18 protein-coding genes and 1 pseudogene are annotated in these 23,680 nt (G+C 48.3%); 12 read left to right on the top strand and 7 right to left on the bottom strand.

The features are described 5' to 3' along the window. Positions 1–79: 79 nt before the first annotated feature. The 9 genes and pseudogenes from OGY19_RS00520 to OGY19_RS00480 all read left to right on the top strand — a co-directional run. Positions 80–316 (top strand): annotated as a pseudogene (locus OGY19_RS00520) (polysaccharide biosynthesis/export family protein); the annotation flags it as partial. Positions 317–318: 2 nt separating this feature from the next. Beyond that, a complete protein-coding gene (locus OGY19_RS00515; RefSeq protein WP_115601612.1) occupies positions 319–2,436 on the top strand; it encodes a GumC family protein in 2,118 nt (705 codons plus the stop codon). Continuing rightward, positions 2,433–3,644 (top strand): lipopolysaccharide biosynthesis protein, encoded by a 1,212-nt coding sequence (locus OGY19_RS00510; RefSeq protein WP_048212976.1) that lies wholly within the window; start codon positions 2,433–2,435, stop codon positions 3,642–3,644. The genes OGY19_RS00515 and OGY19_RS00510 overlap by 4 nt, the downstream gene beginning before the upstream one ends. Further along, positions 3,641–5,026: a hypothetical protein gene (locus tag OGY19_RS00505; RefSeq protein ID WP_061068415.1), complete on the top strand. Its 1,386-nt coding sequence runs from the start codon at positions 3,641–3,643 to the stop codon at positions 5,024–5,026. Before OGY19_RS00510 ends, OGY19_RS00505 begins: the two co-directional genes overlap by 4 nt. Beyond that, positions 5,016–6,005 (top strand): glycosyltransferase family 2 protein, encoded by a 990-nt coding sequence (locus tag OGY19_RS00500; RefSeq protein WP_048212974.1) that lies wholly within the window; start codon positions 5,016–5,018, stop codon positions 6,003–6,005. Before OGY19_RS00505 ends, OGY19_RS00500 begins: the two co-directional genes overlap by 11 nt. Before the next feature lie 14 nt (positions 6,006–6,019). Further along, complete coding sequence (locus OGY19_RS00495; protein WP_048212973.1) at positions 6,020–7,231, top strand: glycosyltransferase family 4 protein; 1,212 nt, start codon at positions 6,020–6,022, stop codon at positions 7,229–7,231. A 1-nt stretch (position 7,232) separates the two neighbouring features. Further along, complete coding sequence (locus OGY19_RS00490; protein WP_048212972.1) at positions 7,233–8,345, top strand: glycosyltransferase family 4 protein; 1,113 nt, start codon at positions 7,233–7,235, stop codon at positions 8,343–8,345. A 2-nt stretch (positions 8,346–8,347) separates the two neighbouring features. After that, positions 8,348–8,755, top strand: coding sequence for a hypothetical protein (locus OGY19_RS00485; RefSeq protein ID WP_101742956.1), 408 nt, complete (start codon positions 8,348–8,350; stop codon positions 8,753–8,755). 31 nt (positions 8,756–8,786) lie between these two features. Next, positions 8,787–10,178, top strand: coding sequence for a DUF4832 domain-containing protein (locus OGY19_RS00480; protein WP_115601614.1), 1,392 nt, complete (start codon positions 8,787–8,789; stop codon positions 10,176–10,178). A 47-nt stretch (positions 10,179–10,225) separates the two neighbouring features. Here the strand turns inward: OGY19_RS00480 and galE are convergent, their stop codons facing one another. From galE to OGY19_RS00445, 7 genes are all read right to left on the bottom strand, one after another. After that, on the bottom strand, positions 10,226–11,242 hold the full coding sequence (gene galE / locus OGY19_RS00475; protein WP_061068412.1) for a UDP-glucose 4-epimerase GalE: 1,017 nt from the start codon (positions 11,240–11,242) through the stop codon (positions 10,226–10,228). Between the two features lie 65 nt (positions 11,243–11,307). Continuing rightward, a complete protein-coding gene (locus OGY19_RS00470) occupies positions 11,308–12,246 on the bottom strand; it encodes a glucosamine inositolphosphorylceramide transferase family protein (RefSeq protein WP_115601615.1) in 939 nt (312 codons plus the stop codon). Between the two features lie 153 nt (positions 12,247–12,399). Beyond that, on the bottom strand, positions 12,400–13,035 hold the full coding sequence (locus OGY19_RS00465) for a carbonic anhydrase (RefSeq protein ID WP_005122990.1): 636 nt from the start codon (positions 13,033–13,035) through the stop codon (positions 12,400–12,402). A 155-nt stretch (positions 13,036–13,190) separates the two neighbouring features. After that, entirely contained in the window at positions 13,191–14,363 is a 1,173-nt protein-coding gene (locus OGY19_RS00460) for a MalY/PatB family protein (protein WP_101742959.1), read from the bottom strand. Between the two features lie 141 nt (positions 14,364–14,504). Beyond that, positions 14,505–15,965, bottom strand: coding sequence for a Na+/H+ antiporter NhaC (gene nhaC, locus OGY19_RS00455; protein ID WP_115601616.1), 1,461 nt, complete (start codon positions 15,963–15,965; stop codon positions 14,505–14,507). Between the two features lie 194 nt (positions 15,966–16,159). After that, positions 16,160–17,098: a transcriptional regulator MelR gene (melR, locus tag OGY19_RS00450; RefSeq protein ID WP_048212965.1), complete on the bottom strand. Its 939-nt coding sequence runs from the start codon at positions 17,096–17,098 to the stop codon at positions 16,160–16,162. Between the two features lie 334 nt (positions 17,099–17,432). Further along, complete coding sequence (locus OGY19_RS00445; protein WP_137346407.1) at positions 17,433–19,181, bottom strand: sigma-54 interaction domain-containing protein; 1,749 nt, start codon at positions 19,179–19,181, stop codon at positions 17,433–17,435. A gap of 380 nt (positions 19,182–19,561) precedes the next feature. On the opposite strand from OGY19_RS00445, the gene dpaL reads away from it, so the two are divergent. The 3 genes from dpaL to OGY19_RS00430 all read left to right on the top strand — a co-directional run bounded on the left by dpaL (position 19,562) and on the right by OGY19_RS00430 (position 23,655). Beyond that, positions 19,562–20,776, top strand: a complete 1,215-nt coding sequence (gene dpaL, locus OGY19_RS00440; RefSeq protein ID WP_048213489.1) for a diaminopropionate ammonia-lyase — start codon at positions 19,562–19,564, stop codon at positions 20,774–20,776. A 33-nt stretch (positions 20,777–20,809) separates the two neighbouring features. After that, positions 20,810–21,994 (top strand): YgeY family selenium metabolism-linked hydrolase, encoded by a 1,185-nt coding sequence (locus OGY19_RS00435; RefSeq protein ID WP_048212963.1) that lies wholly within the window; start codon positions 20,810–20,812, stop codon positions 21,992–21,994. Between the two features lie 68 nt (positions 21,995–22,062). Continuing rightward, the gene (locus OGY19_RS00430) at positions 22,063–23,655 is read left to right on the top strand and encodes an N-acyl-D-amino-acid deacylase family protein (protein WP_061068407.1); all 1,593 of its coding nucleotides are present in this window, start codon (positions 22,063–22,065) and stop codon (positions 23,653–23,655) included. Positions 23,656–23,680 lie beyond the last annotated feature (25 nt).

Raw genomic sequence — 23,680 nt, 5'->3', positions numbered from 1 at the left:
ACAGCTGATAGAAACAGAAGCCACTGGAGCACCTCAAAAACACCATCATACACTAAATCAGTAAGTTGGCAGCATCACCGCCGAGTTCCGCAAATTCTACGTGTCAGGGGAAGTAAAAAGCCCGAATGGATTCGCCTGGGAGCCGGGACTTACCGTAGAGAAAGCTATTGCTCAGGCGGGGGGATTTACTGACCGTGCAGATCGCAAAGATATCAACATTCGCCTCTCCGGTAGTAATCAGCTACTTGAGAATGTTGATTTAACGCACTCTGTTCGTCCTGGGGATGTCGTGATTATTGGCATGGGGTTCTTCTAACGATGAAACTATCTATAGTGGAAAACGGCAAGCAACGAGAAAACTCCGTCGATTTCTCCCGCTTTGCCAAAGAACTGAAAAAGAATGCCTGGAAAATCGCGCTGGCCGGCATTATTGCCGGGGTAGTGGCGTATCCCTTGATCAGCATGATGTCATCAAAATATGTCTCGACGGCGACGGTGCTGATTAAGGCACAAGCTGATAACGTTTCGCCGTTTCCACAGGTGGATGGTTTTGATTCAACGCGTAGTGGATATTACGAAACGCAATATGCGCTGATGCAGTCACGCATTATCCTCGAGCAGGCGGTCCGCGATCTGAAGCTGGATGAAAACCCGGATTTTACCGGGGTGAAGCCTGGCTCTGGTAGTGAAGATCAGCAACTGAGGGTTGATCAGGCGCTGAAAACATTGTCGAAAGATCTGAAGGTCATCGGTATCCGTACCACTAATCTGGCCTCTATTTCTTATGAATCTTCCTCGCCTCAACTTTCAGCTGAGATAGCCAATGGCGTCGCTCAGGCCTTTATCAACTACACGGTAGAACAAAAGCGTCTGAAAGCAGAGCAGGCTCGCAATCTCAACTTTGAAAAAATGGAAGAGATTCAGAAATCGATAGCGAAACAAAAAGAGGAAATGGATAGCTACCTGAAAAACTCTGGGCTGCTGACCTTCCGTGGTATTGATGGTTTTGAAACAGAGCAGTTAAGCATTGTGACCAACCGTCTTGCCGATGCGACCCAACGCCGTGTCGCCGCGGAGTCTGTTTATAATGAAGTAAATAGCCGAGGGAAATCTTCAGGCGATATCATTTCGCTGCCATCAGTTTCTGATCATGCGCAAATTCAGGATTTACGCATTGCGCTGATTCAGGCGCAGCGCACGTTGTCGGAACTGCGCAAAGTGTATGGGCCTAAAAGTGCCAATATTTTAAAAGCAGAAGCCGATGTGCAATCAATCCAAAATCAAACGGGTCGGGTACTGGGTGAGTTAAAACTTGGCTTACGTCAGCAGTATTTGGCTGCGCTGGCCGATGAAAAGAATTACCAGCAGCAGGTTGCTGAGCAAAAAGAGATCTTCCAGAAGATGGCATCAAAACGGGATGCCTGGAACAGCCAAAAATTGGCGTTAGATAAAATGGAAGATCTGTATAAGACGCTTTATCAGCGGACTCAGGAATTGTCGCTGTCCGGGGTTAATGCGGATGCGGTGCTGTATGATCCAGCCGTTCCCCCGTTAAAGCCGTCTAAGCCGAATAAATCGTTGCTGCTCGTGATGGTGGTGATGTTGGTTGTGGTATTCAGCATCATGTATTTCATCGTCAAAGCGGCAATGGATAATTCAATTAGCACCCTGAGCCGTCTGAAGAAACGTCTCAATGTCGAGCCATTGGGCGAAATTCGTCGGTTTACCGGCACTTCGGGACGCGCACAGGTTCGGGATATGATACTGAAGAACCCGCTGAATGCCGATATCATCCACGGTATTCGCACCCGAATTATGCTGGATAATCGGCCGCTGCAGACGGTCGCTATTGCTTCGGCGGAGCAGGGTGAAGGGCGCTCCCTGTTGGCGAATCTGTTGGCCAGTTCATTCAGCTTCGATCAGAAAACGTTGCTTATTGATGCTGATTTCTTCAATACCAACGGCCTGTCTTCTGAACTGGCATCAGCGACTTCTGCGGGTGTGGCGGAGCTGTTGCGCGGTGAGGCTCCGCTAGAAAAAGTACGGGTTAAGATCACTGAAAATCTTGATTTCATTCCCCACGGTAAGACGACCATTTCCTCTTTACTGATGCTGTCGTCAGAGCGCGTTGAACCCGTGATGCGCGAACTGAAGTCGCAGTATCAACGCATTATTATTGACGTTGCAGCGGTGAATCAAAGTCAGGATATCCAACTGATCAAACGAGCCGTTGATGGGGTTATCTTTATCGTGAAAGCCGGGACCGGTTCTGCGGAGAATATCGCCAGCGCACTGGATAAGATTGAGGATAATCAGGGCGTGGTGATTGGCGCAGTGTTGAATGCGGTCGAAGAAAAAAACCTTGAAACGCAGGAAGGGTTGCGCTCATTGAACTTCAATACTGACCAACTGATGACTACGCCAGGTCGTGTATGAGTTTACTGAAGAGCGCTTCTACGATAGCCAGTTCATCAGTCGTTTCGCAGCTGATTGGTGCGCTGTCTATCTGGTTGATCTCACATAAGTACGATATGGCAGAGGTTGGGCTGTATGCGCTCAACTACAGTATCGCGGTGGTGGGGGCTCAGGTGTGTACCTTTGCCTCCCAGTTGTTGATTCCCAAACAGCAGGATGACGAGCTGGCGCAAAATGTGGTGTTCTGTTTGCTGCAAAGCGCGCTCATTGCGTTACCGTATGCCGTCCTGACCGCGTGGTTGTTTCACCAGAACATACTGTTTCTCTATTTGCTGACGCTTTCAACGGCGTGGGCGTTAATATCGGAAAACTTATCGCTGCGGACAGCCAACTTTTATTTTCTAATCTTTCAGCGTATTTCTGTCTCCGTGGTGGTGGTGCTCTCGGTACTGCTCACGCACCAGGTACAGACATTTTACTGGTCGTGGGCCTGCGCCATGATTTTGCTGACCACTAGCTGTATTTTTCATTCGTTTGATATTCGTTCGGTGACGTCGCAGCATTTGCGCCCGGCAAGTAATTTACGATTTTTTAAACAGAATATTCATCATATCACTAAAGTTGGTAGTGCTGAGGTGCTGGCAATGGCGAGCAGTAACTTGCCTATTATGCTGATTAACTTCTGGTTTTCGGCGCTGACGGCGGGGTATTTTTCCGTTGTAAGCCGGTTCTGTCTGGCACCGGTAGTGATTATCGGCAACGCGGTACGCAATACCATTTTTTCTAAATGGTCCATCGACTTTAGAAATAACACCTTCAATTATCAGGAGTATACGAAGGTGCGTATGCTGCTGCTAGTGCTGGGGGTTGTCTGTACCTTAGGCGTCTTTATTTTCTATCCCATTGTGATGCGCCTGGGTTTTAGCGAAGACTGGATTAACTCCATTGAGACGTCGCGCTACATGCTGCCCTATTTGTTCCCGGCGCTGGCGATAAGTCCTTTAACGGTGATTGAGCTTATTTTTGGCTCGCACCGCTATTTTCTGCGTATCCAACTTGAACAGTTGGCGATTGTGCTACTGGCGTTTGTGGTCGTTCCCTATTTTTACCATGATTATGCGGCGTCAGTAATATTGTTCTCTTCACTGACATTTATTCGCTATGCGTTCATTTACCTGAAAATGAACAAGCGGGCCAATCTCCTGAAAAACAAGCCGGTGACGCCATGACACTGAATACCGGAAATTATTTACAGGTCTACACCTTTATAACGCTGATCCTGTGTGGTCTGGTGCAGTATTTCACCGGCATGCAGTCCGTGTTGTGGATCCCGTTTTTCCTGACATTGCTGATGGTGGGATTACTGGTGATGCAGACGCGAGATGGGGCGCTGCGTCTGGATGCACAGGAAACCATTATCCTTGCGCTGTATTTTTCCTTTCTGGTGCTGGCGGGAACATCGACCCTGATTCAGGGCGGGGTCACCGTGGCAATTGTGGCCTTCAAAAACGAAATCGCGTTATCACTGGTGATGGTTTGTTTGCTGTTAGGTTTTTGCCGTGAATCGCAGATATATCGGGCGACGCGCTATCTGTACTGGGTGTTCTATGCGCAAATCCCGGTGATGATTTATCAGGTTTTGCTGGTTGTTCCTCAGCGCGTGGCCGTACGCGGGGAAGATGAAAAATGGGACTCCGTGGTCGGAACATTCGGCGGAGATCCAATGGGTGGCGGCAATACGGCGGCGATGGGGTTATTTTGCCTGTTAATTATGTTGCTGAAACTCTCTGAATATAAGCATGGGCTTACGACGTTTAAATCCGCAGCGCTGCATATCATCCTTGGAATAGGGTTATGCATCATTGGCGAGGTCAAGTTTGTCATCCTGCTGTCACCGATATTTCTTGCATGGGTGTGGATATCGCCGAGCTATGTTAAAGATGTCAGTAAGGTAAACCTGAAGACGTTATTTATCATTGTGGCAGGAATGCTGGTGCTCATCGGCCTGTCGATTATGATACTGGCCTGGTACTACTCTTCCGCTTTTGGCAGCGATCCGACAAAAGGCTCATTAAGCATTTTTATTGATTCATTGAGCTATATCTTTGATCCGAACTACATCATGTCGACCGGAGAGTTGGGGCGTTTCACAACGTTTCTGTTCTGGTTAAAAAATAACGATCTATGGGGACTGTCGGGCACATTATTTGGCTATGGGCTTAATGCCACAAACAGTGGTAGTACGGTCTCCCCTGGGTTTTTGAACATTATCTATAACCTGATTTTAGACTCGACTGCGCTGAGTATGCTGCTGTGGGAAGTTGGCATTATTGGCACGCTGCTGTTTATTGGCTTGTTTATTTATATTCTGAAAGTATGTCAGCCAAAACCAGTATTGATGCTTGAACAGCTGGATAAACAGGATCTGCAGTTACTGAGCTTTGCGCCCGCGTTTAACGCTTTCGCTATCAGTTGTTTAATCAGCTTACCTTACAGCCAGATATTGATGATTACGCCGATGTTACAGTTCCTGTTCTATTTATCGCTGGGGGCGAGCTTAGTGATTCGTCGAACCGTACTTCGCAGTGCAGGGGGATGGTATGGACAATAAGCCATTTATTTCAGTGAGTATTAAGACGCTCAACGAATCTAAAGGCATTGAGAAAACGATCGACAGCATTCGGCGTCAGTTGGTCGGGTATCCGCATAAAATTATTGTGGCTGACAGTCTGTCGACAGATAACACCCAGCAGTTGGCAGCCAATAAAGGCGTCACGGTAGTGTCACTCACCGATCCAGGCGATCGCTGTTGTGGGGTGGGCCATCAGTTGGGCTATCTGTACAGCGAAGGGGAATATTTATTACTGATGGATGGAGATATGGAGCTGGAAGATGGCTTCATTGACCAGGCTGTTGCCTTTTTGCAGGCGGAACCGGACTATGCCGGGGTGGCCGGTACCGTCGAAATGGATGATGCCGTTAACTATGAGTTTAAGTCTCGTAAGCAGCGGATCAATAAAATCTATCCTCTTGGCGATAGCGATCATCTGGGAGGCGGTGGACTGTATCGTCGGTCGGCAATTGAAAAAATTGGTTATCTGACCAACCGTAATTTGCACGCTTATGAAGAAGCTGAGCTGGGTCTGCGTTTAATCGAAGCGGGTTATAAACTGCGGCGTTTGGATATTCCTTACTTCAGCCATACGTCACACACGCTGTCGACGTTTAAGATGCTGGCGCGCCGCTGGACCAGCGGTTATTACCAGGCTCCGGGTGAGCTTTTGCGTTGTAGTTGGGGGAAACCCTGGTTTTCCCAGTCATTCAACATCGTGAGGAATGAGGCGGTATTTGCGCTCTACCTTATTCTCTTATTTGTTGCGCTGCTCACCTTTAATATCAACGTGTTTGCCGTTGCGCTTCTACCCTTACTGGCATTTGCCTTGTTGAAGATTGTGCAAAACCGCTCGTTAACAGATGGGCTGCAAAGCGTTATTAATTTAATCGTACGTTCAGCGGGGTTGATCAAAGGTATTTTTTATCCGGTACGCGATCCGCTGACTCCGCCCAGCAATAAAATCATTCATGAATAACCGGGGCAGGCGCCATGAAAGTATTATTAGTTAACAAGTTTTTTTTCATCAAAGGCGGCGCGGAAACGGTTTATTTTCAAGAACGCGACATGCTGAAACAGGCTGGTGTGCAGGTCATTGATTTTTCCATGCAGCATGAGAAAAATTTCCCCTCTGATTATGCGGATTATTTCGTCAGCAATGTCGATTACCATAAAGAGAGTAATCTGTTGGGGGGCATCAAAACCGCGGTTAACTTTATTCATAACACCCAGGCCTGCAAAAAAATGCTGGCGCTTTTACAAAAAGAACGCCCTGATATCGTTCACTTTCATAATATTTACCATCAGTTGACGCCGGCGTTGATTAAAGTGGCGCGCAATTTTGGCTGTAAAACGGTGCTGACGGCGCACGACTATAAGATTGTCTGTCCTGCATACTCTATGTTACGCGATGGGAAGGTGTGTGATGCCTGTATCACCGGTACCGTTTTCAATGCCTTCCGCTATCGCTGCCAGGAAGGCTCTGCCTCTAAAAGCTTGCTGCTCTCGTTAGAAGCGACCTGGCAATACATTGCCCAAAATTATCAGGCTCTGGATGTCATTGTTTCACCGAGCGTCTTTCTACGCGGCGTGTTACTCCGCACGTTGCCGAAATCACGAATCGATGTGATCGTCAATGGTGTTGATGATAGCCAGCCCATCGATGAGGTCGTCGATGACGGTTATATACTGTACTTCGGCCGCCTGAGCCGTGAAAAGGGTGTGGCAACGTTGCTGGCCGCTCATCAGAAAATGCGTAACCCGGCTCCGCTGAAAATAGTGGGGCACGGTCCGTTGCATGACGAGTTAGTGGCGAAATACCCGGAAGCTGAGTTTTTAGGTTATGTACAACAAGGGGATGCCCTCAATCAGCTCATTAAGCATGCCCGTGTGGTGATCCTCCCCTCTGAATGTTATGAAAACTGCTCAATGGCGGTGCTGGAGGCGATGTCTTTCGCGAAACCGGTGATCGGGGCGCGCATTGGCGGGATCCCCGAACAAATACGTGACGGTATTGAAGGGGTTTTATTTGAGCCGGGTAATGCGCAGGAACTGGCGAAGGCGATGGATACTCTGGTTGATGACCCGGATAAAGCTCGTGTCATGGGCTTACGGGGGCGCGCACGCCTGAGTGAAAAATATGCGCTTAGCAAACATATGGATACCTTACAGGCGTTATATAAAGAACTTCTGGGCAGGCCATAGAATGAGTAAAAAAATAACGGTTTTTGGTACCCGCGGTATTCCGGATGTATTGGGCGGTGTGGAAACCCACTGCCAGAATCTTTATCCGGCGATTAAACAACAGTTTGACGTTGATATTTGTGTTATCGCCCGCTCGCCGTATGTTAGCTACAAACGATCTTCTTATAAGAAAGTTGAGACCTATGCGCTGTGGGCTCCCAAAAAACGGTCACTGGAAGCGATTGTGCATTCCGTTTTAGCGGCGTTTAGAACCTGTGTCGACCGTTCTGATATTGTGCATGTCCATGCGATAGGACCGGGTTTGGTGATCCCATTATTACGCGTGTTAGGTAAGAAGGTGGTTTTTACCCACCACGGACCTGATTACGATCGTCAAAAATGGGGATTCGTCGCCAAAAAAATATTGCTGCTGGGTGAACGCTGGGCGGTGAGATATGCCAATGAGGTGATAGTGATTTCTGAGGTTATTAACCAACTAATTCAGAAAAAACATGCTCGCTATGATGCGCATTTGATTTTCAACGGCGTCAATAAGCCCCGTCCGTTGTCAGATCAAACCCTTCATGCCACGCTTTCCCGCTTTGGACTCGAGGCGAAAAACTATTTCGTGGTGGTCGGACGGTTTGTGGAAGAAAAGGGGATGCATGATGCCATCTCTGCGTACAAACTAAGTGGTTTGCAACAGCCGCTAGTGCTCATTGGCGATGCAGATCACCCAACGGAATACAGTATTCGACTCAAGCAACTTGCCGCTGATACCCCTGGTGTGGTGATGACCGGGTTTTTAAGGGGAGATGAACTTCAGGCGGTGTTTTCGCAGGCCAGGCTGTTCGTTATGCCTTCCTACCATGAAGGGCTACCGATTGCACTTCTGGAGGCGATGTCGTATTCCCTTCCGGCGGTGGTGAGCGACATTCCCGCAAATTTGGAAGTGCAGTTGCCGTCTGAGGCCTATTTTCGGGTCGGCTCATTGTCCAGCCTTGCTGAGAAATTAACCGCCTGGGCCAGCGCAAATAGCGTGGACTATCGTGTCTATTTGCAAAATTATGACTGGCAGGAAATTGCCAGAAAAACAGTCAATGTCTATCACTCAATTGATAAAGATATAGGTTAATTTTGACCAGTCCTCAGAATCGCCCCCCCGTCATCGAACGATTTTATGCGCAACTTGATGAGCATATATCGGAGGGACTGACTCCGGAACAAAAAGACGGGATCGAGAAAGCGATCGTCGCCAGCACTCTGGCATCAAGACATCGGATCGATATTCGCAGAAGTTTTCCATTTTTTGGTAAACGCTTTTATCTGGTTTTTTTATTCGGCAGAGACTTACGTCAGCGGCATCGTCAGGAGTCGACCTTATCGACCATGTTGCTCACTTTTTTGCTGCTGCTAGGCACGCTGTTTGTCACCTGCTGCGTATTGCTGACGCTATATATGATCAAATCCGCATTGGGTATTGATGTATTCCAACATTTTCACGTTGGTATCTGGGACTGGTGGTTAAGCCTGAAAGACCGCTAGTGTTATCAAACCTGTGGAGGGCGTCACTGCGATGAAGTGTAAATGGTTTTCTGCGCTGTTGTGTCTGTTCTGTCCGCTGACGGTATTGGCCGCATTAACGACCGTAACCCCCAAAGCATTGACGGGCCCACTGACAAACCCAGGTATCGGGGTCGCCAGTTTTCATCAAGGATATGGTGAAACGCTTGGACTGGCGGATTATCCCGACACCGGCTTTGAATATGAGCGCTTTTACTGGCGTGACCTTGAGCCTGTCGAAGGCCAGTACAATTTTGCACTGGTTGATGACGCTTTTAAGTATGCCGCGGCGCATCGACCGGCGATGAACGTCGGACTGCGGTTTATGGCGCTTGCTGAGCCGGAAACCGGTTCACAAATTCCTGACTGGTTGATTAACAAAGGCGTAAAGGGAACCTGGACGCCTGACAAAAAAACCTTTATCCCTGATTTAGACGATCCCCTATTTATTGAATATAGCCAGCGCCTGCTGAACGCGATGGGTAAACGCTATGATGGTAACGAGAACCTGGCTTTCGTGGATATCGGCATGGTGGGGTCGTGGGGAGAGTGGCATAACAGCAACTTCCCGATGCTGAAGCCATTGCTGGAGCGCTATACTACGGCGCAGTTGGACCGCTATGTGACGATGCATTTTACGGCTTTCCCCAGTACGCCAAAAATCATGCTGATGAGTGGTGGGCAAAGTCTGGCGAATGCGGTCGCGCGCGGGGCAGGCTGGCGTGCGGACTGCCTGGGCGATCTCCGCGTGTTTTCTGCTTCCTGGAACCATATGGCGGATGATTATCCGCAACGGCTGCAGGCCGCACAGAAAAGCTATTCAGGATTTAATGATGCCTGGAAACATGCGCCAGTGAGCTTTGAGATCTGCTCGTACATGCAGGACTGGAAAAATACGTTTCACTATACGCGAGCGGAAGTGCAGGGGATTTTTGACTGGGCGGTGAAGCAACATACCAGTACGATTAACCTGAAATCAAGAACAGTGCCCCGTGAGTATCGTCCGATTGTCGACGAGGCACTGACAAAACTGGGCTATCGGTTTCGCTTAGCATCTCTGAGCCACGAGTCCGTCTGGGAAGGTGGACAAGAATTCACCCTGACAAGCACCTGGTATAATGAGGGTAACGCGCCGATTTACTTGCCCTACACGCTGGCATTTCGTCTGGTCGATGAGGCCAATAAGGTGGTGGCACAAGGGAATGCCCCGGAAGATATACGTCACTGGCTGCCCGGAAAGTACTCACTGAGTTACCCGATGCCGATGCCCGGGACGCTGCCGAAAGGGAAATATGCTATTGAGACGGCGATAGTGGATAAAACCGGTGCGGCAAGAATTCACTTTGCCAATGAAGGGAAGCAGAGCAACGGTTGGTATCGCGTCTCTGCGGTAACGGTGAAATAGCCTGCCATAGTAAGGAGCCTGGCAACCAGGCTCCTTATCGTTAAAAATTAAACGTGATAGCCATCTGGATTGTTTTTTTGCCAGTTCCAGGTGTCGCGTATCATTTCATCCAGGGTATAGATGGCCTGCCATCCCAACTCTTTTCGTGCTAACGACGGGTCTGACCAACACTCGGCAATATCCCCGGGCCTTCTGGCCACAATCTTATAATTAATGCGGGTTTGCGCCGCTTTCTCGAAGGCTGCAATCAGGTTAAGTACGGAATACCCGATACCGGTACCGAGGTTGATGACTTTGTATGCCGCACCTTTTTCCTGGCAATCCAGTGCCGCTAAATGGCCAGTTGCCAGATCCATCACATGGATGTAATCACGCACACCGGTGCCGTCAGGGGTTGGATAGTCATTTCCATAGACCGACACGCTTTCCAGTTTGCCAATCGCCACCTGAGAAATATACGGTACCAGATTGTTGGGGATACCATTCGGATCTTCGCCAATCCTGCCCGATGGATGCGCGCCAACTGGGTTAAAGTAGCGTAGGCAGGTGATTCGGAAATCGGGCTGTGCGCGGGAAAAGTCTGCCAGAATTTGCTCGACCATGAATTTTGATGTGCCATACGGATTGGTGGTACCACCGGTTGGCGATTGTTCACTTAATGGAACGCTTTCCGGGTTGCCGTATACCGTGGCAGAAGAGCTGAAAATAAAGTGCTTCACCCCCGCAGCTAACATCTCACGCAGTAAAACCAGCGTGCCGGTGACATTATTGTCATAATAGGCAAGCGGCTCTTTTATTGATTCTGAAACTGATTTTAATCCAGCAAAATGAATGACATCGGTGATGTTATGGTTAGAGAAAATCGTTTTCAGAATATCGTTGTTCAGCACATCAGCAATATAAACAATGGGCGCTTTGCCGGTCAGTTCCGCAACCCGGTCCAGGGATGTTTGTGAGGAGTTGGAAAGGTTATCGATGACCACAACATCATCACCTCTTTCCAGAAGCGTCAGCACGGTATGTGAACCAATATAACCAGCACCACCAGTGACTAAAATTGCCATACAGTCTCCAGATATTTTTTTGCAAACAATCATTAATTCATTAATGCCACCGGCATAAATAAATGTTATTGGCGGCGTCGGTTAAGATAATAATTCCGGTATTTCACCCTGCATTTATAAGATATTTTTTTAAGTATAGAAAACAGGCTGAATTTGCTTATCTTACTATCATACACGATATAGTTATCGGTGAAGTTCAGCGTGTGGACGCCCTCGCTTTGGTTGATGCTGGCATTGATCTGCACAATCAAACGCTCATCAAAGCTGGATGCGTTAATCGTGATTAACTCTTTGATATAAACCGACTTTCCGTACGTCTCTGGTGTGCATTCCTGGGTGAGGAAATAGAGTCTATTCTCAACGCAATGTGGTGCGCCAGCGCCTCGGGGGTGTTGATTCGACAGGTTAAGCGTTGGCACTATTTTTTGCCATGGCCCGGTTACATCATTGGCTGTATGGATAACTAACTTATCTTCCATCGTGGTGGATAAAAGATAAAGATTTTCATGCAACGAAACGACGACGTTATCGGTGAGCGCCTGATCAGGTACTAATACTTTTACCTGTTTCCAGCGCGTAGGGAAATCTATCGACTGGAATAAGATAACCTCTTTCCTTTCTGAAGACTCCGGGATCATGAAAAGCTGATCGTTGTTGTAAAATAAAAAAGGAAATGATAGATGGCATTTTAGGTTATCAAAACCGTCGAGTTTCACATCCTCAAGCTCAACCAGGTTAGCATCAAGGATACGGCAGCGCAGGATACCTTGCGAATTACGAAAGCTTAATGCTTCATAAAACACATAAACTTTATTGTCTTTTTCAATAATGAAAGGATCGGCCTGAAAGGTATATTTCTTTTTGAGCTGTTGGGCTCGGGTGCGGTTTAGAATGTCCAGCGTGTTAGTGGGAAAGGTATGCGAACCATTATTTTTCAGGATCATAATATCCCACGACTCATGAAAAAATAACATATTAATCAGTCTGTTATTTTTCGTTCGCATGCGTACCTGCTCCTTTTTATCGCTTAATCTATTGCGGGTTCCACGACAGCCACACCGATGGCTAGTGTAAAAGCTAGTCGCATGAGGGGTGTTTGTCTACTAACAGAAATCGTAGTGGGAGGATTGCCAGAGCATCCGTGCTCCAGTGCAGATTTACTCGAAATGGACGTGTGGATTATCGGCCAGCGAAACGTAAGTCTTGCTGTTCTTATCCAGAGTACGAATTTCTCCGCTTTCGATGTCGTAGACCCAGCCGTGCAGACGAATCGCGTTGTTGCGCAGGCCAACAGCCACGCAAGGATGCGTTTTAATGTTGTTCAACTGGGCAATTACGTTTTCTTCTACCATGGCATTCACTTTATCGATTTCGTTAGCCCAGGTTTTCTTTTCAACCACGGCTTTCGCGGCATCGGCATAGTGCAACCAGTGGGCGACAGCAGGCATCGGATCCAGGGGTTGGCTTTCTGCGATGGCTTTCATCGCGCCGCAGTTGGAGTGACCACAGATAACGATATCAGTCACGCCTAGAGCAACGACCGCGTACTCAATGGTAGCAGACACGCCACCAGGCTCCGGGCCAAAAGACGGTACGATATTACCGGCGTTACGGATAACGAAAAGCTGTCCTGGCTCTTGCTGCGTCACTAACTCTGGCACCAGACGGCTGTCAGAACAGGAGATGAAAAGCGCTTTAGGATTCTGGCTGGATGCCAGGCTGCGGAAGAGTTCCTTACGTTGAGGGAAAATCTCTTTTTGGAAGTTGAGGAAGCCCTCAATGATATGTTGCATAGCAGTGTCTCTTTTCTCTGTTTAAGCAGGTTATGATGAAGATCACACTTTCCAGTTTAACACCAGCCGACAGAAGGGAAAGACTTTATAGCAGTTCGGTCAATATCTTTGGGCAATTTTGCCCTGACGAAGCAGGGCAAGCGTAGCGGCCTGCGTTATGCGTTCAGCCGTTTCTGGTATGCCGCTTTTAGCCTGTTCATCGCCTCTACCAGTACGGCGCGCGGACAGCCAACGTTCAGACGCATGTGCCCCTCTCCGCCTGGACCATATTGTGACCCTGGTGACAGGCCAAGTCTGGCTTCATGGACAAAAAAATCGCTTAGCTGCGTCTCGCTAAGCGCCATTTTTTCGGCATTCAGAAAGAGCAGATAGGATGCGCCACCATAGACAATTGAAATCAACGGACAGTGCATTTCGATTTCATTTCTAACAAATGCCACGTTATCAGCCAGATAAGCCAATAATTCCCGGTGCCAGTCACCGCAATGGGTATAGGCGCTATAAATCGTTGCCTGTTGCAGTGAGTGAGTCTCTGCAAGATAACAGTTATCGAGAAAATGATAGAACCGGTGACGCAGTTCATCATTCTTTATAATGGCTATCCCTCCCTGTATCGCCGCCGTGTTGAAGGTCTTGCTGACAGAGGTCAGTACGATTGACTGACACCCTGCTGCGTCATCAAGGGTAAAAAAGGGCCGGTGTTGCTTACCTGGCAGGGTTAAATCGCTATGCACTTCATCGGAGAGAATGATGACGCCGGCCTGCTGGCAATAGTGACTGATCTTTTCAAGCGTTTCCCGTGACCACACCATTCCACCAGGATTATGTGGCGAGGGAAAAAGAAACATTTTGCACTGTTTAAGTTTCTCGCTGAAATCTTGCCAGTCAAATTCATAGCAACCGTCTTTTTCAATGAGGCGGGTCTGGAGTAAATGTCTGCCGCTGGTTTTCACCAGGTTAGGGTAGGGGTCATATATTGGGGTACAGGTTAATATATTGTCTCCCGTACGAGTGAGTGCCAGCAAGGACATGACAATGGTTTTTATGACACCGGGAACAAAATGCAGCCAGTGCGATTTAATCTCGGCATCATATTGTTTTGCGTACCACTGGACAACGGATTCTTTCCATTGCGGATAATCCAGGTTATAGCCCTGAACAGGCTGCTCTACTACTGTGCGTAATGTATTCATGATGGGTTCTGGCGTCACAAAATCCATATCCGCAATCCATAGTGGTAATACATCGCTGGTACCGTACATTTGTTGTAATTGTCCGTATTTACGACAATTAACATCCCTTGTGACAATATCATCAAACAAAGACATTGCTAACTCCTGGATAGTCTCTGAAATAAATAATTTAAGCCGCGTGAAATAAACCAGAGATTTTTATGCACACGTCATGTACATATCTGGTTGATATAGTAAAATACCCCTGGTGATAGCTGTCTTTAGCTATTTATCACTTTATGATTCTTGTTCAACTCTATTGGTAGTCAGTTCATTAGACTCATATTTAGCAATGCCAATACCGGTTGCTGCCCACAGCAATGCAAAGATGACGCCGCTGTAACATAGAATTGCCCATGGCAGGTAATCAAGAGTTGTCACGCCCAGCATCGTGGCGCAATAAACACCAGAAGCAGACCATGGAATAATAGGTTCGACAACGGTTCCGGCATCTTCGGTGGTTCGCGAAAGGTTCTTCGCGGCCAGTCCACGTTTTTTGTATTCATCTTTAAAGGCATCGCCGCACAATAACAACGGTAAGGTTCCATTGGCGGTACAGGCGCAGATGGTGAACGTCGTAACAATGGTGGTAGCGACCAGGCGGAATGTTGATTTAACCCCTTTTGTCAGCGCGTTAATAACCGTGTACAGGGAGCCAGTCGCACTCATGGCGCCAGCAAAACTAAAGGCGCTGAAGACGGTCACAAAACTGCTGAACATAGAGATTGCGCCGCCTCGCTCTAATAAGCGCGAGACATCAGATGACAGTGCAGGAACAGGGTCTCCGGTAAGCATCGCGAGCTTAAAGCCGCTGACCACGGATTCACCGACCGAAGATGCGCTGAATTGTTGAAAAACCAGAGCCAGAATCATTGATACGATGGTGGACAAAAACAACATCGGGATAGGCGGTTTTTTCGACAGTGAGCCGTACAAAACTATAATCGGTGGTAGCAACAACAGAAGGTTGAACTGATAAATCTGGCCGATAGCGTTCATTAACTGGGTGATATTTTCTGGTGCACTGACAGCGGCATCAATGCCCATTCCCATATAGCTATAAACCACGCAGCAAATAATGAATCCCGGACCGGTAGTCCACAGCAAATGGCCAATATGGGAGTACAGATTTACACCGGCAGCCAGTGCCGCCATATTGGTTGAATCAGAGACCGGCGAGAGTTTATCGCCAAACCAGCAACCTGAAACAATGGCTCCGGCGGCGATGGGCAGAGAGACATTAAGGCCAATGGCGACACCAATCATGGCAATTCCGACGGTACCAATGGAACCCCATGAGGTGCCGGTACACACTGAGATCAATGCCCCCAGCATAAATGCTGAAATATAAAAATACTGAGGGTTAATCCACTTCAAACCATAATAGATCATCATCGGGATGGTACCTGATACCATCCAGGAGCCAATCAAAAACCCGATACTGGCGACAATTAGAATGACTGGCAGTGCTTCTGATATTTTATTGCAAATCGATTGCAGAATATCATCCCATGTATAACTATGAGCAATGGCGATAAATGAAGCGGCTGCCGTTCCCATCAGGATCATAGGTTCGGCACGAATATTGAATATAAAATATCCTATGCTAATCCCGCCCAGCATGATCACCATAGGTAATACTGACCAAAAGAAAGAGAGTTTTTTTCTGTAGTGTGAAGTACAGCTATTTTGTTCCATAATTCCATCCCAATCGTTAACGGTTGAACAAGCCAAAGAAATACCTGCTACAGGCCAATCAATAATGGAGTGGCGTAGTTACGTGAGTTGTTGAACGAACTCTATTTTATTAACTGTTTCAGGCGATCTTTTCTGGCCTGCTGTTATGATGTTCATATTTCAGCAGTAAAATAAGAGATAGATTTGATAGTCAATTATCCCTCCGCATAAGGTGGATGATTTCGGCGTTGCTGGCTGAGCTTGCGATACTGCTGAGGCGGCATACCGACGTATTTATGAAATGAGCTATAAAATCGACTGCTGGAGCGAAAACCCGCAATCATCGCGATATCCAGAATGGTTTTATCGGTGTCGCTGAGTAATGCCCGTACATGGTTGATGCGCATCGCCGTAATATATTGTTTCATCGTCAGTTGCATTACGCGATGAAAGATACCCATCGCATAATTAGGATTAAGTTTGACGTGATCGGCAATGGCCTCGACGGTCAGCAATTTGTCACAGTTGGCGGCAATAAATTCCAGCATCTGGCTGACGTAAAATTGTGAATGCCGCGAAATGCTATTCTTCTGGGTTCGTGCAGTTTGGTTTCCCAATACTGTCCGCCAGCCTGAGAGGCTAAACCGCTTGAGCATCAGGGCGATTTCATCAATGGCTAACTGACGAATCTGTTCGTTATCGCTGTTGAGTTCATTTTGCCAACGTTGAACCTCAAAAACGCTAAGCTGCTGGGATGCCGATGAGGTAATCACCCTGCCGTGCGTTACGTGATTAATCAGCTCTCTATCCAGCGGCCAGGACAAAAATAAATGCATGGGCAAGTTGAAGATAGCCATTTGCTTACAGTGCCCGGCATTCGTGAGCTGATGGGGAGTACACGCCCAGAACAGTGTGATAAAGCCTTGTTTGCTCTGTACCACTTCGTCATTGAACAGGTACTCAACATCACCATCAAATGGCACATTCACTTCAACCTGGCCATGCCAGTGACTGTAAGTCATGGCCAGCGGCTCCCGCAACTCGACATCCATACGCTGATACTCTGAATAGAGTGCCAGTGGGCTACGAGTCTTTTTTTCATAGCTACGACACATATGGGGATCATGCGGCAGCTGCGGAATACTTTTAGCCATTACGGGTTGGTTCCTGAAGAGTGAATTTGACCTTGTGGTAGCGCCAAAGCATGCACATAGCTTAACCGAAAAAAATCACCGTTTTCTCTCCATTTTCGCGAAATTATTCCCAAAAACTCAGATCCTGTGCCTGTTGATTGCCGATCTGAGATAGCGGGAATGGCGAGTTTTAATTTTAAAAGCGCTCAACCATAAGGGACTTTGCTGTATCTGTGGGATGGCGGCTCTGACGCCCTATCCGGCCTACTAAAGCCTGTAAACCGTAGGCCGATAAGCGAGCATTGATGATCGGCAGTATTGGATAATGCGGATTTTGTCGTTGAGAAGGCGAGGCTCATAAGCCATAGAGTTTTAGTTTTCGGTACAGCGTCGCAATGCTGATCCCCAGTTCTGTCGCGGCTTGTTTCTTACCTTCAACGCTTGAACCAAATCGCTGTATGACGTTTTCAATGGCATCTCTCTCTGCTTGTTTGCCCTGGTGGGCAAGCTGGCGAGGTTGCGCCATCATTGTGCTTTTTCTGCCATCGGCTGCGGTAAGCAGGTAAGGGGGCAGATGGCTGGCGTTGATCCCGGCGGCTTCTCCGCGCATGACAAAAATGTACTCGATGACGTTGCGCAGTTCACGGATGTTGCCCGGCCAGTGCCAGGCATAAAGGCGGTTAATAACATCATCGGGAAGTTTTTGCGGCGGTCGCTGGTAGCTTAGCGAGAATTCATCGGCAAAATATTGTGCCAGGACGGCGATATCCGCCCGGCGTTCACGCAGGGAAGGAAGTACCAGAGGGACCACGTTCAGGCGATAGAAAAGATCTTCACGAAACTGATTATTCTCGACCATCGCGCTGATGTTTTTGTTGGTTGCGGCAATAATCCGCACGTCAATATTGATGGTGTTGTTAGACCCCACACGGGTGATGGCTTTTTCCTGCAGTACCCTGAGCAGCTTGGCCTGCAAATGCAGTGGCATATCGCCAATCTCGTCGAGGAACAGGCTACCCCCATTGGCCAGCTCAAATTTCCCCACACGGCCTTTGGGATCGGCACCGCTGAATGCGCCGCGTACGTAGCCAAACAGTTCGCTTTCCAGGAGTTGTTCAGGGATAGCGGCGCAGTTGATGGTTACGAAAGGGGCGGCTTTACGCGGGCTGCTCTGATGAATAGCAAATGCCACAACTTCTTTACCTGAACCACTTTCCCCGGTGATCAGTACACTGGCATAGCTGTTGGCGATTTTGCTAATGGTACTTCTGAGTTGTTCCATTGAGGGGGAATGGCCAATAAGACGTACCTGTGTGTCAGACTCATAGGGCGAGGGAGCAATCGTGCTCAGGTAGTCGTGCGCATCGCGAAAGATAACCATAGTTAATCGGTCGTTATCCAGTGACGAGAGCGAGATTTGTTTACACAGCACATGGTGTTTTTGCCCTTCAAGTGTCAGCCATGCTTCCTCATCGCCATACAAACTGTCTCCGGTCGTTTCAATGGTCAGAGGTAATCCCTGAACTTCACGGTTAAGTATGCGATCTGCTGAATGGTTGGCATGCCAGATGCGGCCCTTGCCATCGATGGCCACAACGCCGCGATCCATTGCATCAATCAGACGGCGAAAGGCACCGAGCGTCTCCTGCGCGCGTAAGCGTTCCAGGCATTCAAAGACCTTACTGGAGATCATGACGGCAATTTGCTCTATAAACGTGACAAATTTATCGATCTGGCTAAGCAAAGTGTCACGCTGTGTTTGCGTTGAGCAAATAATGCCGATCACCCCAATGACGCGGTTATTGAGAAAAATAGGGGCGTTCAAATCCAGCATTTCAGAGCAGTAATGGTGTTTTTCACACAGTTGACATAGAGGATGTTCACCGGGGTTTTTGATCAAAACCGTCTCACGGACCTGCAAAACATGCCGATAGATATAACCATTTTTTGCCACGTTCTCATTGAGCATATGTCGGTATTTACCGGTGCCAGCAATGCGCATTAAAGATTCATCAATGATTTCTACATCAGTCCCGGTAATGCCGGAAATAGCGTCGGCATAATTGCATATATCATCCTGGATATTGCTCAGTACTGAAATCATGATACTTCTCCGGTAAGGTGTCTCATTTCTCAAGGAAAATGATAAATAGGCGAACCATTGCAAAATTGATTTGCGAAAAATCAATCTAGCGTATTGTTTTTGGATGTTTTTTTAATTTTATCCTTCGTGATCACACTATTTATCATTTATGAGAATTTATCAAAACCAGGCGATAAACTAACGACGGCTGTTTTTACCTTGCTATCATTAAAAATTGATTAATGTATTGAAATAAAAGAATTTATTAAATTATTTCTAGTTTTTCCCTCATTTTCTAAAAAACTGGTAAGCATTTTGCTTTTATGGATTACCGATAGCGTAAATAACTCTGTATTACACCGATTACAGGGAATGAATTACCAGGATAATGAGGTTTTATGATGCAGCAAAACTTATCATTTTTTATCAACCAGACGCCGTTTACCGAGCACCCTAACGCACCGCTGGCCCCCTTTAGTCGCCAGGAACTGGTAAAAGCGTTGAATTTTCATCGGTCTATTCCGGGATACGCTCCAACACCGCTGTATACGTTGCCGGCACTTTCACAAAAACTGGGCGTAAAAAATATTTACCTCAAAGATGAGTCTCAACGTTTTGGCCTGAAAGCGTTCAAAGCGCTGGGCGGCGCCTACGCGATGGCATGCCATATCGCGGAATTAGTGGGGAAGGATATCAGTGAATTGCCGTTTGATGTCATGACCAGTGAAGCAGTACGCCATGACCTGAAGACCGTGACGTTTGCCACCACCACCGATGGTAACCACGGGCGCGGAGTGGCGTGGATGGCGCGCCAGCTAAAGCAAAATGCGGTGGTTTACATGCCGAAAGGATCTTCACAGCAGCGGCTGGCATCTATCCGCAATGAAGGCGCTACCGCTGAAATCGTGGATATGAACTATGACGATGCCGTGCGTATGACCGCAGATCAGGCGCAAAAGTATGGCTGGATCGTTGTGCAGGACACGGCCTGGGAAGGGTACGAAAAGATCCCGCAGTGGATTATGCAGGGCTACGGCACGCTGATGCTGGAAGCGATTGATCAACTCCATCAGGTCGCCCCGACGCATGTTTTCGTTCAGGCCGGTGTGGGTTCATTTGCGGGAATGGTGCAGGGTATGGTGACGGCCGCATGGGGCGAAAATCGTCCGAAAGTGATCGTCGCCGAAGCGTTAATTGCCGACTGTCTCTACCGTTCAGCCCGTGCAAAAGAGGGGGATGCTGTTGCGGTAGGCGGCGATTTACAGACCGTGATGGCGGGTCTGGCCTGTGGCGAGGCAAACAGCATTGGCTGGAAGTTACTGCGTGATTATGCCACCGCATTTGCTTCCTGCCCTGATGAAGTCGCGGCGCTGGGCATGCGTATGTTGGGCAACCCGCTGGCGGGCGACCCACAAATTATTTCAGGTGAGTCTGGGGCCGTCACGACAGGTCTTCTGGCGCTGTTGATGACCTCCCCGGATTTGGCCCAAACCCGTGAGCAACTGGGTCTGGATGAGCATTCCCGCGTGTTGCTGATAAGTACTGAAGGTGATACCGACCCGCAACAATATTTGGATATTGTCTGGGGCGGTCAGTACCCGCGCATCAATAAATAATTTCCTGATTGAGAGTATTAACGGAGAAACCCCATGTTATCTGCAACCCGTATTGAAGAAGTTATTAAAAATTGCCAGGCGCTGATCCAGCAAAAAAGTTATTCAGGTCAGGAAGGGGACGTGGTAAATGCCATAAAAATAATGATGCAGCATTACCAGTTCGACGACATCCATGTTGATAAATACGGCAATATCGTCGGCGGTATTGTGGGAAATCAGCCGGGGAAAACGCTGGTTCTGGATGGTCATATCGATACTGTGCCGGTGAACGAAGAGAAGTGGACCCGCAACCCGTACGGCGGTGATATTGACGATGGCAAAATTTATGGCCGTGGCACCACCGATATGAAAGGTGCTGTTGCTGCGATGATCTCTGCCGTAGGTTTTTTCGGCCAGGATACTCAGCGTAATTTCGCCGGGAAAATTTACGTCGCCTGTATCGTTCATGAAGAGTGTTTTGAAGGCATTGCCGCTCGTCTGGTCAGTGAGCGTTATCAGCCTGATTACGTCATTATTGGCGAAGCTTCTGAACTGAATCTGAAAATCGGCCAGCGTGGTCGTGCTGAAATTGTGGTTGAAACCTTTGGTAAACCTGCCCACTCCGCCAACCCGCAGGCAGGAATTAACGCGGTGTACAAAATGGCGCAGTTGATCGACAAAATTCGCACCATTACTCCGCCAACCCACCCGGTTCTTGGCCCCGGTATCCTGGAACTGACAGACATTAAATCGTCGCCGTATCCTGGCGCATCAGTGGTGCCGGATTACTGCCGCGCCACTTACGATCGCCGCTTGCTGGTGGGCGAAACCAAAGAAAGTGTTATTGCGCCACTGGAAAATGCACTTGCGGAGCTAACCGCCCAGGACCCGCAGTTCAAAGCCCGCGTCTCTTACGCGGTTGGCAAGGAGTCTTGCTATACCGGCGCCACCATTGAGGGAGAGCGGTTCTTCCCTGGCTGGGTGTACGACGAGTCTGACGAGTTCGTGCAGGCCGCTCTGGCAGGCGTTCGCGAAGCGGGTTTCTCGCCAACGATTACTCAGTACTCATTTTGCACTAATGGTAGCCACTATGCGGGCGAAGCGGGAATCAAAACCATCGGGTTTGGGCCGTCGCGTGAAAACCTGGCGCATACCATCGACGAGTATATCGAGATTGATCAGTTGACCGGATCGGCCCGCGGCTATTACAGCATCATCCAGACACTCTATCGCCGTTAAAAAATAAAGATAAATACCTCTTACCTTACAGGTGGTGCTGCTACGCGGCACCGCAATGGAGAATAACGATGAAAACCATTTTTAAAAACGGAAATGTGATTGATGGAACGGGTAATCCAGGCCGAATTGCCGATGTAATGGTTGATGAAGGGCATATTGTCGAAATTGGTCAAATTGATGTTGGCGTCAATGAACAGGTTATTGATGCAACAGGGAAAATTATTTGTCCGGGCTTTATTGATACTCACACACACTCTGATCTGTCAGCCATTATTAATCCTGCGCTGTCAGCGAAAATCCGCCAGGGGATTACTACCGAGTTGCTGGGGCAGGATGGCGTAGCGCTGGCACCATTGCCGGAGGAATATATTCCGGCATGGCGTAAAAATATTGCCGGACTGGACGGCGACACCGACAAAATTGACTGGAAATATAAAAACACGGACGGTTATCTCAACCTGTTGGCATCCCGACATCCGGCGACAAACCTGGCATATCTGGTGCCACACGGTAACGTACGCATGGAAGCGATGGGCCTGGATGGACGCCCTTCCACGCGTGAAGATGTGGCGAAGATGTGTGAAGTCCTTGAACGTGAGCTAAAAGCCGGCGCGTTTGGTCTTTCAACTGGGCTTATCTATATGCCGTGTGCTTTTGGTGATACCGCTGAAATGATTGAGTTGTGCAAGGTCACAGCGAAATATGACGGGATCTTTGTGGTACACCAGCGCAGTGAGGCTGACGATATCATCAGTTCAACGCAGGAACTGATCGATATCGCTAAAGCCACCGGTGTCTGGTTGCATATTTCACATATGAAAGTCTGTGGGAAGAAAAACTGGGGGCTGATTGACCAGATGTTGGGCATGCTGGAGCAGGCCCAGGAAGAGGGGATCCGTATCTCTTACGACCAGTATCCGTACGTGGCGGGAAGCACCATGCTCGGCGTGATCCTGCCTCCGTGGGTCCACTCTGGCGGGACGGACAAATTACTTGAGCGTCTGGCCTCGCCTGAATTGCGCGCCAAAATGATAGAGGATATCCAGCAGGGCATTCCTGGTTGGGATAACTTCATTGATTTTGCAGGCCTGGATCAGATTTTTGTCACCAGCGTCAAGACAGAGAAAAATCAGGATGCTGTTGGTCTGAACCTTGTTCAACTGGGGGAATTGCGCGGTAAAGATCCGTACAACGCTACCTTCGATCTGTTGTTTGAAGAAGAAAACGCCGTTGGCATGGTCGACTTTTACGGCACTGAAGAACACGTCATTAAGTTTCTCTGCCGGCCGGAACAGAACGTGTGCACTGACGGACTGATGGGCGCGGGTAAACCACACCCACGTGTGTTTGGCGCCTTCCCGCGCGTGCTGGGTAAATACGTGCGTGAAGAAGGATGCCTGAGCTGGGAAGCGGCAATCCGCAAGATGACAGGCAAACCCGCTGAGGTGTTGGGTCTGCAGGATCGCGGACTGCTGAAGGTAGGGTATGCGGCGGATATTGTGATGTTCGATCCCAAGACTATTGCGGATAAGGGGACATTTGTTGAACCTAATCAGTATCCGGAAGGGATTGAAATCGTGATGGTTAATGGACGCATAGCCTTAATTAATGGCACGGAAAGTTATGCCTGTAGCGGTACTGTTATCAGAAAACAATATTAATAAATAACGCTAAACACGCATGGAT

The organism is Citrobacter sp. Cy070 (assembly GCF_030332245.1).
GTDB classification, from domain to species: Bacteria; Pseudomonadota; Gammaproteobacteria; order Enterobacterales; family Enterobacteriaceae; genus Citrobacter; species Citrobacter youngae.
This window is presented reverse-complemented; position numbering and strand designations above follow the sequence as displayed.

What these genes read in the sequence shown, in the direction of transcription:
- OGY19_RS00515 (WP_115601612.1), top strand. Translation starts at nt 319, where the DNA reads ATGAAACTATCTATAGTGGAAAACGGCAAGCAACGAGAAAACTCCGTC.
- OGY19_RS00510 (WP_048212976.1), top strand. Translation starts at nt 2,433, where the DNA reads ATGAGTTTACTGAAGAGCGCTTCTACGATAGCCAGTTCATCAGTCGTT.
- OGY19_RS00505 (WP_061068415.1), top strand. Translation starts at nt 3,641, where the DNA reads ATGACACTGAATACCGGAAATTATTTACAGGTCTACACCTTTATAACG.
- OGY19_RS00500 (WP_048212974.1), top strand. Translation starts at nt 5,016, where the DNA reads ATGGACAATAAGCCATTTATTTCAGTGAGTATTAAGACGCTCAACGAA.
- OGY19_RS00495 (WP_048212973.1), top strand. Translation starts at nt 6,020, where the DNA reads ATGAAAGTATTATTAGTTAACAAGTTTTTTTTCATCAAAGGCGGCGCG.
- OGY19_RS00490 (WP_048212972.1), top strand. Translation starts at nt 7,233, where the DNA reads ATGAGTAAAAAAATAACGGTTTTTGGTACCCGCGGTATTCCGGATGTA.
- OGY19_RS00480 (WP_115601614.1), top strand. Translation starts at nt 8,787, where the DNA reads ATGAAGTGTAAATGGTTTTCTGCGCTGTTGTGTCTGTTCTGTCCGCTG.
- galE (WP_061068412.1), bottom strand. Translation starts at nt 11,242, where the DNA reads ATGGCAATTTTAGTCACTGGTGGTGCTGGTTATATTGGTTCACATACC.
- OGY19_RS00470 (WP_115601615.1), bottom strand. Translation starts at nt 12,246, where the DNA reads ATGCGAACGAAAAATAACAGACTGATTAATATGTTATTTTTTCATGAG.
- OGY19_RS00465 (WP_005122990.1), bottom strand. Translation starts at nt 13,035, where the DNA reads ATGCAACATATCATTGAGGGCTTCCTCAACTTCCAAAAAGAGATTTTC.
- OGY19_RS00460 (WP_101742959.1), bottom strand. Translation starts at nt 14,363, where the DNA reads ATGTCTTTGTTTGATGATATTGTCACAAGGGATGTTAATTGTCGTAAA.
- nhaC (WP_115601616.1), bottom strand. Translation starts at nt 15,965, where the DNA reads ATGGAACAAAATAGCTGTACTTCACACTACAGAAAAAAACTCTCTTTC.
- melR (WP_048212965.1), bottom strand. Translation starts at nt 17,098, where the DNA reads ATGGCTAAAAGTATTCCGCAGCTGCCGCATGATCCCCATATGTGTCGT.
- OGY19_RS00445 (WP_137346407.1), bottom strand. Translation starts at nt 19,181, where the DNA reads ATGATTTCAGTACTGAGCAATATCCAGGATGATATATGCAATTATGCC.
- dpaL (WP_048213489.1), top strand. Translation starts at nt 19,562, where the DNA reads ATGCAGCAAAACTTATCATTTTTTATCAACCAGACGCCGTTTACCGAG.
- OGY19_RS00435 (WP_048212963.1), top strand. Translation starts at nt 20,810, where the DNA reads ATGTTATCTGCAACCCGTATTGAAGAAGTTATTAAAAATTGCCAGGCG.
- OGY19_RS00430 (WP_061068407.1), top strand. Translation starts at nt 22,063, where the DNA reads ATGAAAACCATTTTTAAAAACGGAAATGTGATTGATGGAACGGGTAAT.